The organism is Gammaproteobacteria bacterium, from assembly GCA_013697705.1.
Classification (GTDB): Bacteria; Pseudomonadota; Gammaproteobacteria; order UBA6002; family UBA6002; genus UBA6002.
The window spans coordinates 187,976-201,039 of record JACCWJ010000021.1; the positions used below are offsets into that span (position 1 = coordinate 187,976).

The window sequence follows — 13,064 nt, forward strand, 5'->3', positions numbered from 1 at the left end:
GCTAGCTTTGTGGAACAATGTTATCGAGGTGGGTATGGAGAAAAGTAAGAGCAATGATTGATGAAAAAGGTTACCGATTCAATGTAGGAATTATACTTGCGAACCAGGAAGATCAGCTTTTTTGGGCCCGTCGTATTGGGCAACCTAATGCCTGGCAATTTCCTCAAGGGGGTATTTCTGAGAATGAAACCCTGGAAGAAGCAATGTATCGTGAACTTAAAGAAGAGTTAGGCCTTAATCCCGCTGATGTGAAAATTCTTGCCATGAGTGACCGTTGGCTTTATTACCATCTACCCAAAAATTACCGGCGATATCATTCAAAACCTTTATGCATTGGTCAAAAACAGAAGTGGTTTTTGTTGAGATTTATCGGCAAAGAAGAGCATATTTGTTTTACCTTAACCGATTCCCCGGAATTTGATCGTTGGAACTGGGTAGATTATTGGCATCCAGTGGATCATGTCATCGCCTTTAAAAGACTCGTCTATAAAGCGGCGCTCAAGGAGTTTGAATCCTTATTATTTAAGAAGCTAGAGTAATGCTGAAAATACTGCGGCGAATTGTACAAGAAGTTAATTCAGCTCAGAATCTAAGAGAGGCGTTAGACATCGCCACTAAACGCATAAAAGATGCGATTTCTTCTGAAGCCTGTAGTATTTTTTTAGTAGATGAGGAGCGGGGCGAGTATGTTTTGATGGCCACTGAAGGCCTCAATAAAGATTGTATTAATAAGGCCCGCTTAAAATTTGGGGAAGGACTCATTGGATTAGTAGGTGAAAGAGAAGAGCCTATTAATCTTGACGATGCGCCTACGCATCCTCGCTTTCGATATTATCCTGATATTGGCGAAGAGCATTATCACGCTTTTTTAGGCGTTCCTATTATTCATCATCGACAATTGCTAGGGGTTCTTTTTATTCAGCAAAGAGAGCCCAGACGTTTTGATGAATCTGAAGAAGCTTTTTTGGTTACCTTATCGGTACAGCTGGCTTCCGCAATAGCCCACGCCCAAGCAGTGGGTATTCTCTGGGAACTTAACGATAGAGATATAGAGTCTAAAACATTTAGTGGTTTACCGGGTGCGCCGGGTGTTGCAATTGGTACTGCGGTGATTGTTTATCCTCTGGCGGACTTAGATGCCGTTCCGGATCGGAAAATTGCAGACATTGATGAAGAGATAAAGTTATTCAGGGAAGCCGTTGCTATCACGACGGAAGATATTCGTTCCCTCGCACAATCTCTCACCGTGAATTTACCCAAGGAAGAGCAAGGCATTTTCGATGCATATTTGAGAATTTTGGATAGTCCCAGTTTTATCGACAAAGTTATCGCTGAAATACAACAAGGAACGTGGGCGCAGGCGGCTCTAAAGAGAGCAATTAAACAATATGTGGTGCAGTTCGATGCAATGGACGACGCTTATTTAAAAGAACGGGGCGCGGACTTTCGAGATTTAGGACAACGGATACTTTGTCACCTACAGTCGGGGGATCCGCAAGCGCAATTTAATTATCCCAAGCAAACAATTTTGGTGGGGGAGGAAGTCACTCCGTCTGCTTTGGCGGGAATTCCCGAAGACCAACTGGTTGGGTTGGTGTCCTCTAAAGGGTCGAATAATTCACATGTCGCCATTTTAGCTCGCGCAATGGGTATTCCAACGGTGATGGGTGTTAGTAATCTGCCGGTGGCAAAATTAGAAACTAAAGAATTAATTATTGATGGTTATTATGGGCAGGTCTATTGTTCTCCCTCTTCATCTATTCGCGAAGAATTTACACGTTTATCACGCGAGGAAAAGGAACTCGATAATGAATTGGAAGCTTTGCGTGATTTACATGCAGAAACGTTAGATGGATATAGCCTTTCAATGTTTATTAATACAGGGCTTATCTCAGATGTCAGTCGTGCGTTGGGGGTAGGCGCTGAGGGCGTGGGTTTATACCGTACTGAAGTACCCTTTATGGTCCGAGACCGTTTTCCAAGTGAAGATGAACAACGTATTATCTATCGGCAGCTACTGCAAGCGTTTGCTCCTAGACCCGTTCTCATGCGGACCTTAGACATAGGGGGCGACAAAGAACTGCCTTATTTTCCAGTGCAGGAAAGCAATCCATTTCTAGGGTGGCGAGGTATTCGTGTCACCCTAGACCATCCCGAAATTTTCCTAGTACAAATTCGAGCAATGCTGCGCGCGAGTCAAGGGTTAGAAAATTTGCATATTATGCTTCCTATGGTAAGCAGTATTGCTGAAGTTGAAGAGGCTCAAAGACTTATTGCCCAAGCATATTCAGAACTTATCGAGGAAGGTGAGCAAATAAGAATGCCTTCAATGGGGGTGATGGTAGAGGTTCCATCCGCAGTATATCAAGCACGTGAATTAGCCAAACGCGTCGATTTTCTGTCAGTGGGAAGCAATGATTTGATCCAGTATTTATTAGCAGTAGATCGGAATAATGTGCGGGTGGCTAATCTCTATGATGCACTCCATCCTGCAGTGCTTAAAGCGTTAATCCAGGTTGTTGAGGGCGGCCATCAAGAGGGCAAACAAGTCAGTATTTGCGGCGAAATGGCGGGCGACCCTGTGACAGTTATTTTATTGCTCGCCATGGGATTCGATACGCTCAGTATGAGTGCAGCACGCCTCCCCCGTATGAAGTGGGTGATTCGTAAATTTACAATGGCACGCGCCATTAAGTTACTGGATGAAGTGCTGGCAATGGATGACCCTATCGAAATCCGTTGTCATCTCGAACTTGCTATTGAAGAGGCTGGTTTAGGCGGACTAATTCGCGCGGGCAAGTAAACGCTTCACCCAGTAAGATAGATCAACGACCCGGATTTCGCTTCGCTGCATCCAGGCTACCTTTAGTGCGTAATTCTTTAGACCGTAGCCTGGATGCAGCAAAGCGAAATCCAGGTTGTTGGCTTGTTCTTGGTTATGAGATAGAAATAGCAATTCACAATGAGCGAACAATATACGTTTATATCTGCATTAAATGGGTATGGGATCAAAATACATTACTTGATATAATGCCCCATTCATTTGGAAATTAGATATGTTGACGTACCCACAAATTGATCCTGTCTTACTACAAATCGGCCCTCTACAAATTCATTGGTACGGGGTCATGTATCTGTTGGCTTTTGGAAGCGCCTGGTTGCTCGGACAATGGCGGGCCAGAACCCTCCCCGGTTGGTCTAAAGAAAAAGTAGGCGACTTGATATTCTACTGTGTAGTTGGAGTCGTATTAGGAGGCAGAATTGGCTATATGCTTTTCTACTCCTTATCCAGTTTGATCACAGATCCTATTTCTGTCATTAAGGTCTGGCAGGGAGGCATGTCTTTTCATGGTGGACTAATAGGCGTGGTGATAAGTATGTGGCTTTTTGCCAAACGCAATAATAAAACTTTCTTTGAAGTTTCAGATTTTGTGGCGCCACTTGTTCCCTTAGGTATTGCCGCGGGGAGATTAGGCAATTTTATCAATGGAGAACTTTGGGGTAAGGCTACTTCCGCACCATGGGGGATGGTTATTCCCAATGTAGATAAGTTGCCGCGTCATCCCTCGCAACTTTATGAGCTGTTTTTGGAAGGGTTGGTTTTATTTGCCATGGTTTGGATTTTTTCAATGAAACCTCGACCACGTATGGCAGTATCGGGTCTTTTTGGTCTGGGATATGGCATATTTCGATTTATTTTAGAATTTTATCGCGTTCCTGACGCACAATATGGTTATCTTGCCTGGAATTGGTTCACTATGGGGCAACTCTTATCCCTACCCTTAATTTTCTTGGGCGGCGGTATGGTGTATTTAGCTTATAAAAGAAAAAGAGAAATAAATTATGTCTAGATCCCTTTTATCATTGATCCTCCTGATCATTCTTACCCTGTTAATGGTATTTTGGCAGATGATGGGTTTTTATGTGCTGCATCTTTTTTCAACCACCTATTCCTTCCTGATGCACGCGTTGCAACCTTTAGTTCCAGATCACGCTATTCGCGAGATTTTGGTTATTTTAATAGGGCCCCTGCTCTTAGCGCTGATCCCTGTTTTTATTTATTGGATTTTTAGGCGTCGTTGGTTATATGAATATATGACGGTGGTCTGGTGTATTTGGCTAGTGATGATGACAATGGTAATGATTAAACAAGGACATCACGTGTGAAACAGTATTTGAACTTTTTACAACACATTCTAGATCACGGTGTTAGAAAAGAGGACAGAACAGGAACCGGTACCTTAAGCATTTTTGGTTATCAAATGCGTTTTGATTTAACCCAGGGTTTCCCCTTGTTAACCACAAAAAAAATACATCTCAAAAGTATCATTTATGAACTACTTTGGTTTTTAAATGGAGATACAAATATCAAGTATCTCAATGAAAACAATGTCACTATCTGGAATGAATGGGCCGATGAGCATGGCAATTTAGGGCCGGTATATGGCAAACAATGGCGCTCTTGGAGGGGTGCGGATGGGCAGGTCATTGATCAAATGGCTGAGCTTATTAATCAATTAAAATTAAATCCTGATTCAAGACGTTTAATTATTAGCAGTTGGAATGTGGCGGAATTACCCAAGATGGCATTACCACCTTGTCACCTGCTGTTCCAATTTTATGTGGCAAACAATAAACTTTCTTGCCAATTAACCCAACGTTCAGCCGATGCCTTTTTAGGCGTCCCCTTTAATATTGCTTCATATGCGCTATTGACCCATATGCTTGCACAGCAATGTAATTTAGAGGTAGGGGATTTTATTTGGTCCGGAGGCGATTGCCATATTTATTTAAATCACTTAGAACAGGTTGAAACTCAACTTTCAAGAACGCCTTACGCTTTACCTACCCTTATGATTAAAAAAAAGCCAGCGTCTTTATTTGAGTACCATTTTGAAGATTTTGAGTTTGCTGATTACCAATTCCATCCAGCTATTAAAGCTCCAGTCGCTGTTTAAGCCTATATAGTCAGTCTTATCTATGCTCTCCCGCTGGTCGGGAGAGCTTATTTGGATTTCTTTCTGCTAAGCTACGAGCTGTAGCTATTTGCCGCCGCCCGTGGTACTGCGCCCAGCGTTTATGCCTTCGAGCAACATTAATGCTTGGTAAAGCTGGAAGTCATTTTGGGCGAGCGATAGCTCTGATTTAGTTTTTTCTTCCAGATTTTCAGCGAAGGATTTGCCATTACCATTTTTTAAATGGCCGCTTAAATCACTTTCATTGATCGGATCAATTAAAATATCGTCGCTGTCAGTTTTATTGACTGTCAAATTGCCTATCAATACATCGGGGACAATTCCCATTGCCTGAATAGAACGTCCAGAGGGCGTATAATACAATGCGGTTGTGAGTTTGAGCGCTGTAGTATTATCGATAGGGAAAACAGTTTGCACCGAGCCTTTTCCGAAACTACGTGTACCCATAATAATCGCACGTTTATAATCTTGTAAGGCTCCCGCAACAATTTCAGAGGCAGAGGCGGATCCTTCATTAATTAAAACAATCATTGGAACATTATGAATAATATCGCCTGGTGTCGCCTTTGCTCGTATATCTGCACGTGGGATACGGCCCTTAGTGTAGACGATGAGTCCATCATATTTCTTTGTATCTAAATCGAGAAAGACGTCTGTAACGTCAATAGCTGCATCCAGTAAGCCACCAGGATTATTGCGCAGATCAAGGACTAAGCCTTTGAGCTGGCCGCCTGATTGTTTTTCTAGATTTTTAACTGCATTTTCCAGGTCTTGCTTTGCGGCAGTTTGGAAGAATGCTATTCGGATATATCCATATCCATTTGCTAACAATTTGCTTTTGATCGTTTGGACTTTAATCACATCTCTTTTAACAAGAATCTTCAGAGGTTTTTTCTCCCCTTTACGAAGAATCGTTAAAGCAACATGACTTCCCCGTTTACCGCGAATCAGATTGATCGCTTCGCGCATCGTCATTTCTTTAATAAGTTTATTATCAATACGAATGATTAAATCGCCCGCTTTGATGCCAGCCTTGTAAGCAGGGGTATCGTCTAAGGGACTAATGACTTTTATATAGCCGCTTTCTGGAATAATCTCCACGCCTATGCCACCGAATTTTCCAGTGGTAGCCGTTTGTAAGTCTTTTAAATCCTCCTCATCTAAATAAGAGGAATGTGGGTCAAGACTGGAAACCATGCCCTTCATGGCATTTTCAAATAGAGTATCATCATTGATAGATTCAATATAATAGCGCTTTATTTGCATTATGACGGTTGAAAAACGTTGGATGTCTTTTAAAGGAACACTGATGGATTTGCTGCCATTTGTGGCAGAGGAATTTTCAGCCATTACATAGCTGCAAATACCAATGCAGGCACCTACCACTAAACTCATAAATATGGTTATTGTGCCCCGTTTATTCGATCTCACTAGTTCCTCTCCTCGGTCCGAGTACGCATTTCAAGAAAGCAAATGTATCATTCTAACTTCATAAGATAAATTAGAAAATAGCTTCTTCGTATTCATGGCCCTTGGGGGCCTCAAGACAAGCACCAGGAACAAGGATCAATGGGTTTACCCTTTAGACGCAGCGCGAAGTAAAGCGCTGATTTAGCTTGCCCGCCGGTATGTCCAACGGTTGCAATAAGTTCGCGTTTTTCGACAATGTCTCCCGTCTTCTTATATAAGACACCATTATTACCGTATAAAGTCATGTACCCTCTGCCATGATCAATAATAAGTAATAGGCCATATCCTGGCATCCAGTTTGCAAAAATAATCCGTCCGGGAGCCACGGAATAAACCTTTTGTCCTTCTGGAGCACTGATTAAAACACCATTTTGCTTCAATTCACTATTTTGAATATAGCTGCCAAATTTCTCTAAAATTTTTCCCGAGGTAGGCCAAGCAAATCGACCGGAATGATGAGTAAGATAATCTGAAGAGTAGCTTTCTTTTTTTTGTAATCGTTCTACGACATTTTCCAGATTTTTTTTATTTTTAAGCAACTCATTTAATTGGTCGGTATGTGATTTCACTTGGAGAGACAGATTTTTTAAAACCGACTGCTGTTTATGGCGGTGAGAGTCTAAATCGTGCTGGGTGAGTAATTGATTTTTTTTGAGATCAGCAAGATGTTGGACATGCGTGGTTAATTCTTCGTGGTTAACCTTTAATGCTAGCAAATTCGTTCGCAATGCCCTCATCGTAGTTTCATTTTGAAGGTATAAATATCGGTTATAGGTGAGCAAACGATTGATCTTCTCGGGATCGTCTTCTTGCAGTATCAATTGTAATTTATTTTTATTTAAGCCCAATACGTACATGGAACGAATTTGCAATAACAGCAGCTGTTGTTGTTTTTTAATTCGACTATCCAGAATTTGTTGCTGTAGGTTTAATTGATTTATGGCAGAGGTCTTTTTCTGTAAATCTGAAGCAGTGTTGTGTAGTTGCAAGGAGACATGACTAATAGCCATTTCAGTTTTCTGTAGTTCTTTTTCAAGGCCTGCTTGCTCAGATTGATTTCGATGCAATAAACTTTGCATATTTTTAATTTGATCTAGCACCTCAGTAAGTTTTTTGCTCATGTTATGAGCATGGCTGTTGCTCGAAATGAGGACCAAAAAAATTATTAAACAAATTCGTATAGCCTGGGCCATTAGATATCTCACTAACTAGTTTTTGAGCTGTAACAATATGTTGCCATGCATCTCACTGGGTTGTGGCAAATTGAGTAAGTAAAGTAAGGTTGGCGCTATATCAATTAGGCTGCCTTCAGGTCGGATGACCTCTGCCTCTCTTCCGATATATAAAAAAGGCACGAGGTTTTCAGTATGGGCGGTATGCAATTGAGTGGTAGTAACATCGTACATTAACTCCGCATTACCATGATCGGAGGTAATGATGACCTCACCGCCTACTTCTTCCAAAGCCGCCACAATTTTACCTAAGCACTCGTCTATAACTTCTACTGCTTTGATCGTTGCTGTCATGTCCCCTGAGTGCCCCACCATATCCGGATTTGCGAAATTACAGATGATAACATCATGCGATTGCAGTTTAATGTCTGCTACTAATTGTGCTGTGAGTTCTCTAGCGCTCATTTCAGGTTTCAAATCATAGGTAGCCACTTTAGGCGAGGGCACTAAGATTCTATCCTCGCCGATAAATGGAGCTTCCCTGCCGCCATTAAAAAAGAAAGTTACGTGGGCATATTTTTCTGTCTCAGCAATCCGGAGTTGTGACAATCCTTTTTGAGCTATGTACTCGCCAAAGGAATTGGTAACGTGTATCGGGGGAAACGCTACTGCAACTTCTATATCACTCGCATAGCGTGTTAATGTTACCAGTCCACCTAATGCGGGTATTTTTTTACGTTCGAAAGAGGAAAAGCTGGGGCTGGTTAATGCTCTTGTTAATTGTCTGGCGCGATCCGCTCTGAAGTTCATGAAAATAACGACATCATCCTTATCAAAGGTGATTGGCGGTGTGCCGTCTGCGTGAATAGAAGTGCCTTTTACAAATTCATCACTTTCATTTCTTTCATAAGCGAGTTCGAGCGCCTCTGCCGCCGAAACTGCTTGGAAGGGTGCTTCGCCCAATGTATAGAGATTATAAGCCTTTTCTACGCGATCCCACCGTTGATCTCTATCCATTGCATAATACCGTCCGATAATAGAGGCAAAGTGACCTGTGTTAAGTTCTTTAAATTGTTTTTCAAGTTTTGCGATTGAGCTCAACGCAGATCGAGGCGGGGTATCGCGCCCATCCAATATTCCGTGAACATAGACGTGTGGTAACTTGTGCTCGGCTGCCAGTTGCACCATTGCCAGCAAATGTCGTTCATGACTATGAACTCCGCCGGGAGATAATAAACCGAGGATGTGCAGTTTAGCCTGAGATTTTTTTAATCTTGACAGCGCCTTTACTATAACTTCATTCTCAAAAAACTGCCCATTTTCAATTGCTAGATCAACACGCATTAAATCTTGAGGGACAAGACGTCCAGCGCCCATATGCAAGTGCCCCACTTCAGAATTGCCCATTTGTCCCGCAGGCAAACCTACATCTGAACCTGACCCCGATATTAGTGTGTGTGGGTAACGCGACCAATAACTATCCCAATTCGGAGTATTGGCTGCATAGATAGCGTTATATTGTGGGTCTTCACGGTATCCCCAGCCATCTAAAATAATTAAAACAATGGGTTTTGGTCTCATCTGTCAATCCAAAGAGGTAAAGGTCGCACTCCTAAAGCACGCTTATTGTTATTTTTAAGAGTCGTAAATTATTTTTCTAAAATGACGGCAAATGTGTATACTAAAAACTTTTCAGCCTAAACAAAAGAAGAATCATCGTGAAACAGTTTTTAGAATTTGTCTTAAATCATTGGATCCTCTGGTCCGTATTTGTTCTCTTAATTCTTATCATTATTTTTGAAGAAATCCGAGGTAGAGTCCAGGGTATCCCCCGGGTGCAGCCACACGATTTAACCCAACTAATAAATCGAGAAGATGCGACCGTTATCGATGTGCGAGATCACAATGCCTTTGCTAAAGGTCATATACTCGGTTCCATCAATATTCCCCATACTCAAATGGATGCAAATATTGAAAAGCTCAAAAAACATAAAGATAAGCCTGTAGTGATTGTGTGTGGCAATGGACAAACCGGTCCACAAGAAGGCATTAAATTGAAAAATAATGGTTTTGAGAAAATTTATTTTCTTTCCGGCGGAATTAATGCCTGGAAAGATGCAGGTCTACCTCTTACCAAGGATTAGTCATGGCAAAAGTTGAAGTGTATAGTTCGGCAGCTTGCTCATATTGCGTTAGAGCAAAAATGTTGCTAGATCAGAAAAAAATTAGCTATCAAGAAATTCGTGTTGATCAAGACGAAAGTAAGAGAGACGAAATGATAGAGCGCAGTGGTCGACGCACGGTACCACAAATTTTTATTGATGATAAACATATCGGCGGGTTTGATGATATGTGGGCTTTAGAGCAGAAGGGCGAGCTGGATAGATTATTAAATAATTAATAAACCGATCTAGACTGCACAAACATATAGCGGATACAAATTGTAATTATTCAGCACTAAATTTTAAATTTTGCTCGAACGTTCAGTTTTGCGCTAAATGGACGTTCGCTTCAGTGGCTGAATAGTTACTACAAATTTAACATATAGAAGGAAACATCATGAGCGAAGCAAAAAACGAAGCAACTAATGAAGATCAACCGCAAATGGATTTTGGCATTCAAAGAATCTATGTTAAAGATTTATCCTATGAAGCGCCAAATTCTCCTCAAATTTTTAAAGAAGACTGGAATCCAAAAGTTGAAATTGATCTTCAAAGTAAGTCAAATCGTTTAGAAGAAGGTATTTACGAGGTTGTGCTATCGGTCACCAGCACAGTAAAAGTAAACGACAAAATGGCATTTTTGGTTGAAGTACAACAAGCGGGTATTTTCACAATTCGTCATTTCCCTGATGAACAAGTGCAACATTTATTAGGCAGCTTTTGCCCCAGCATTATTTTCCCTTACGCGAGAGAATCTATTACAGACCTCGTTACCCGTGGTGGTTTCCCACAACTTTATTTGGCTCCTATTAATTTTGATGCCATTTATCAACAACGGTTGGCTCGGGAACAACAGGAAGCAGCAGAGAGCAACGGTTAATAATGTCACCCATTGCTATATTAGGAGCGGGTTCCTGGGGAACCGCGCTCGCTATTTTGTTGGCACGTAATGGTCAACATGTTCGATTATGGGGTCGTGATGACTCAATTAAAGATATTCAGTCATCACGCATCAATAAACGATACCTGCCTAATTTTGTTTTAGATGATTCAATTGAAGCCTTCACCGATTTGGAAGCCGCGACCGTTGGCATACAAGATTTTTTAATTGTGGTACCAAGTGGTGCATTTCGTTCGGTTGTGAGTGATTTGCATCAACTTCGGCCCACAGGTATAAGATTGGCGTGGGCGTCTAAAGGGCTAGATTCAGAGAAAAATCAATTGTTGCATCAAGTGGCTTTTGACATATATCAAGATACTCTTTCGATAGCCGTTATTGCGGGGCCCTCTTTTGCGAAAGAAGTGGCTGCGGGGTTACCAACTGCAATTACGCTAACCAGTAACAATGATGATTTTTCCCGCTCGCTTATTCAACGGTTGCATGGTCGCCATTTTAGAGTTTATTCCCAAATGGATCTAATAGGCGTTCAGGTTTGCGGTGCGGTAAAAAACTGTTTGGCAGTGGCGACCGGAATTTCCGATGGGTTAGGCTATGGCGCGAATGCGCGTTCCGCACTTATCACCCGTGGTCTTATAGAAATGACGCGTCTTGGCTTAGCAATGGGCGGACAACAATCCACCTTTATGGGGCTAGCGGGTGTAGGTGACTTAGTACTTACTTGCACAGATGATCAATCCCGAAACCGCCGTTTCGGTGTTGCTATTGGTCAGGGGGCGGACATCGCTTGCGCAGAAAAAACGATTGGTCAGGTCGTGGAAGGTAAGCTAAATGCATTTAAAGTATTAGCATTAGCAAAAGAATATAATATCGAAATGCCTATCATCGAACAAGTTTGTAACGTTCTTAAAGGGGAAGTGACACCCTTTGAAAGCGTCGAAAAGTTATTTGCTAGAGAGCCTAAAAGGGAAGGAATTCAGTAGCACCCTCAAACTGAAGCTGCCGCCACGCTTCATACAGTATTATGCTGACCGCATTAGAAAGATTTAAGCTACGACTTTGAGTTTGCATCGGGATTTTAATAATACTTTGATCGTCAAACTCCTTAAGAACAACGGAAGGCAATCCGCGAGATTCTGGTCCAAATATTAATGCATCCCCACGTTGATAAAAAACCTCTGAATAAAATTTACTTCCCTTAGTTGAGCAGGCATAAATATTCATTGGTTTTGTTTCATGTCTGAAATCTTCGAAGGTGGAATGAATTTTAATATCTGCCCATTCCCGATAATCCAGCCCCGCTCTTTTTAATTTTGCATCATTTAATGTAAACCCAAGAGGTTCAATTAAATGTAATACAGCGCCCGTATTGGCACATAAACGAATAATATTGCCAGTGTTAGGAGGAATCTCTGGTTCAAATAAGACGATATGGAACATAGTTACCTTCGGTAAAGCCCTTCTCCTTTGGGAGAAGGGCGGGGCATTTAAGGCTCAACAAAGGGGTCACCGCTGATCGCAGCAGGGGACGTTTTTGTTGGTGGTTTTCGTTGAGCATCGGTGGAAGCTGGCTCGTCACTTTCCCCGACAAAGGTATCACCGTCATCTTGTTTTGTTTGAGCTGCGCCCCCTTCTTCCCCAACAAAGGTATCGTCCCCATCGGAGGATTTGTCAGCATTCCCGGGCTCTGCTGAATCTCCTCCTGGGCAAATGGCTCTGATGTCGCAATCCCGTTTTTGAAGATAGGCATCGCGCACAAAAAGATAAGGGTCTAGCGCTTCATCAATAAGTCTATCGGCAGGAAGCAAGGCTGCACGTTTGTGAACAATACGTAGTCCATACAATCCATAACGAAGTGAAGGAGGCTCTATATAAGGCCAGAGTGATAAGTAATGCCAGTCAACCGACCACCCTATAGTGTCACGAATCGTGGAGGGGCCAAAAAATGGCACCATCAGATAAGTGGAATTAACAAAGCCATATCTCGCTAATGTTAAACCAAAATCTTGATGATGTTTGGGGAGCCCCGCACAAGTTGCCACATCAAATAATCCAAAGACACCAAAAGTAGTATTGAAAGCAAATCGCCAGCAATCTGACCATGCATCTAAAAGTTTAAATTGTAAGGTGTTGTTAGCAATATTCGTTATATCGTCAATATTATCGAAGAAATTGCCGATTCGGCAGGCGACAAAGGGAGGCATCACTTTATCGTAGACAGTTGCTACTGGCCGCAAAATCACTTTATCAATCACCATGTTGAAGGCAAATATTTGACGATTAACAGGTTCTAGTGGATCTACACAGGCGCAGCCGACTACCGATAGGCAGATCGTAATTAAAAGAAAGCGGGTGAAAAGTTTTATCTTTTTCATAATTATATTAT

At 41.9% G+C, this 13,064-nt stretch carries 14 protein-coding genes; 9 read left to right on the top strand and 5 right to left on the bottom strand.

The features are described 5' to 3' along the window. Nucleotides 1-53 precede the first annotated feature (53 nt). From H0U71_04440 to thyA, 5 genes are all read left to right on the top strand, one after another. The gene (locus H0U71_04440) at nucleotides 54-539 is read left to right on the top strand and encodes an RNA pyrophosphohydrolase (protein ID MBA2654301.1); all 486 of its coding nucleotides are present in this window, start codon (nucleotides 54-56) and stop codon (nucleotides 537-539) included. Continuing rightward, nucleotides 539-2,803, top strand: a complete 2,265-nt coding sequence (gene ptsP, locus H0U71_04445; protein ID MBA2654302.1) for a phosphoenolpyruvate--protein phosphotransferase — start codon at nucleotides 539-541, stop codon at nucleotides 2,801-2,803. Before H0U71_04440 ends, ptsP begins: the two co-directional genes overlap by 1 nt. Before the next feature lie 253 nt (nucleotides 2,804-3,056). Beyond that, nucleotides 3,057-3,851: a prolipoprotein diacylglyceryl transferase gene (locus H0U71_04450; protein ID MBA2654303.1), complete on the top strand. Its 795-nt coding sequence runs from the start codon at nucleotides 3,057-3,059 to the stop codon at nucleotides 3,849-3,851. Further along, nucleotides 3,844-4,167: a hypothetical protein gene (locus tag H0U71_04455; protein MBA2654304.1), complete on the top strand. Its 324-nt coding sequence runs from the start codon at nucleotides 3,844-3,846 to the stop codon at nucleotides 4,165-4,167. Before H0U71_04450 ends, H0U71_04455 begins: the two co-directional genes overlap by 8 nt. Beyond that, nucleotides 4,164-4,958, top strand: coding sequence for a thymidylate synthase (gene thyA, locus H0U71_04460; GenBank protein MBA2654305.1), 795 nt, complete (start codon nucleotides 4,164-4,166; stop codon nucleotides 4,956-4,958). The genes H0U71_04455 and thyA overlap by 4 nt, the downstream gene beginning before the upstream one ends. Before the next feature lie 84 nt (nucleotides 4,959-5,042). Here thyA and H0U71_04465 read toward each other — a convergent pair whose 3' ends face one another. The 3 genes from H0U71_04465 to H0U71_04475 form a co-directional block, all read right to left on the bottom strand. Further along, nucleotides 5,043-6,371: a S41 family peptidase gene (locus tag H0U71_04465; GenBank protein MBA2654306.1), complete on the bottom strand. Its 1,329-nt coding sequence runs from the start codon at nucleotides 6,369-6,371 to the stop codon at nucleotides 5,043-5,045. A gap of 146 nt (nucleotides 6,372-6,517) precedes the next feature. Continuing rightward, complete coding sequence (locus H0U71_04470; protein ID MBA2654307.1) at nucleotides 6,518-7,567, bottom strand: peptidoglycan DD-metalloendopeptidase family protein; 1,050 nt, start codon at nucleotides 7,565-7,567, stop codon at nucleotides 6,518-6,520. An 87-nt stretch (nucleotides 7,568-7,654) separates the two neighbouring features. Beyond that, on the bottom strand, nucleotides 7,655-9,199 hold the full coding sequence (locus H0U71_04475) for a 2,3-bisphosphoglycerate-independent phosphoglycerate mutase (protein ID MBA2654308.1): 1,545 nt from the start codon (nucleotides 9,197-9,199) through the stop codon (nucleotides 7,655-7,657). A gap of 137 nt (nucleotides 9,200-9,336) precedes the next feature. On the opposite strand from H0U71_04475, the gene H0U71_04480 reads away from it, so the two are divergent. The 4 genes from H0U71_04480 to H0U71_04495 all read left to right on the top strand — a co-directional run bounded on the left by H0U71_04480 (nucleotide 9,337) and on the right by H0U71_04495 (nucleotide 11,661). Then, on the top strand, nucleotides 9,337-9,762 hold the full coding sequence (locus tag H0U71_04480) for a rhodanese-like domain-containing protein (protein MBA2654309.1): 426 nt from the start codon (nucleotides 9,337-9,339) through the stop codon (nucleotides 9,760-9,762). A gap of 2 nt (nucleotides 9,763-9,764) precedes the next feature. Next, nucleotides 9,765-10,019 carry a glutaredoxin 3 gene (gene grxC, locus H0U71_04485; protein ID MBA2654310.1) on the top strand — a complete coding sequence of 85 codons (255 nt, stop codon included), beginning with the start codon at nucleotides 9,765-9,767 and terminating at the stop codon, nucleotides 10,017-10,019. Between the two features lie 158 nt (nucleotides 10,020-10,177). Beyond that, complete coding sequence (gene secB / locus H0U71_04490) at nucleotides 10,178-10,660, top strand: protein-export chaperone SecB (GenBank protein ID MBA2654311.1); 483 nt, start codon at nucleotides 10,178-10,180, stop codon at nucleotides 10,658-10,660. A gap of 2 nt (nucleotides 10,661-10,662) precedes the next feature. Further along, nucleotides 10,663-11,661 (top strand): NAD(P)-dependent glycerol-3-phosphate dehydrogenase, encoded by a 999-nt coding sequence (locus H0U71_04495; protein MBA2654312.1) that lies wholly within the window; start codon nucleotides 10,663-10,665, stop codon nucleotides 11,659-11,661. Here the strand turns inward: H0U71_04495 and trmL are convergent. Beyond that, a complete protein-coding gene (trmL, locus tag H0U71_04500; GenBank protein MBA2654313.1) occupies nucleotides 11,639-12,118 on the bottom strand; it encodes a tRNA (uridine(34)/cytosine(34)/5-carboxymethylaminomethyluridine(34)-2'-O)-methyltransferase TrmL in 480 nt (159 codons plus the stop codon). The genes H0U71_04495 and trmL overlap by 23 nt on opposite strands. Before the next feature lie 47 nt (nucleotides 12,119-12,165). Next, nucleotides 12,166-13,053, bottom strand: a complete 888-nt coding sequence (locus tag H0U71_04505) for a VacJ family lipoprotein (GenBank protein MBA2654314.1) — start codon at nucleotides 13,051-13,053, stop codon at nucleotides 12,166-12,168. Between the last annotated feature and the right edge of the window lie 11 nt (nucleotides 13,054-13,064).

Bases quoted from the DNA above. Each gene is read 5' to 3' on its own strand.
- H0U71_04440 (MBA2654301.1), top strand. From the start codon at position 54: ATGATTGATGAAAAAGGTTACCGATTCAATGTAGGAATTATACTTGCG.
- ptsP (MBA2654302.1), top strand. From the start codon at position 539: ATGCTGAAAATACTGCGGCGAATTGTACAAGAAGTTAATTCAGCTCAG.
- H0U71_04450 (MBA2654303.1), top strand. From the start codon at position 3,057: ATGTTGACGTACCCACAAATTGATCCTGTCTTACTACAAATCGGCCCT.
- H0U71_04455 (MBA2654304.1), top strand. From the start codon at position 3,844: ATGTCTAGATCCCTTTTATCATTGATCCTCCTGATCATTCTTACCCTG.
- H0U71_04465 (MBA2654306.1), bottom strand. From the start codon at position 6,371: ATGAGTTTAGTGGTAGGTGCCTGCATTGGTATTTGCAGCTATGTAATG.
- H0U71_04470 (MBA2654307.1), bottom strand. From the start codon at position 7,567: ATGAGCAAAAAACTTACTGAGGTGCTAGATCAAATTAAAAATATGCAA.
- H0U71_04475 (MBA2654308.1), bottom strand. From the start codon at position 9,199: ATGAGACCAAAACCCATTGTTTTAATTATTTTAGATGGCTGGGGATAC.
- grxC (MBA2654310.1), top strand. From the start codon at position 9,765: ATGGCAAAAGTTGAAGTGTATAGTTCGGCAGCTTGCTCATATTGCGTT.
- secB (MBA2654311.1), top strand. From the start codon at position 10,178: ATGAGCGAAGCAAAAAACGAAGCAACTAATGAAGATCAACCGCAAATG.
- H0U71_04495 (MBA2654312.1), top strand. From the start codon at position 10,663: ATGTCACCCATTGCTATATTAGGAGCGGGTTCCTGGGGAACCGCGCTC.
- trmL (MBA2654313.1), bottom strand. From the start codon at position 12,118: ATGTTCCATATCGTCTTATTTGAACCAGAGATTCCTCCTAACACTGGC.
- H0U71_04505 (MBA2654314.1), bottom strand. From the start codon at position 13,053: ATGAAAAAGATAAAACTTTTCACCCGCTTTCTTTTAATTACGATCTGC.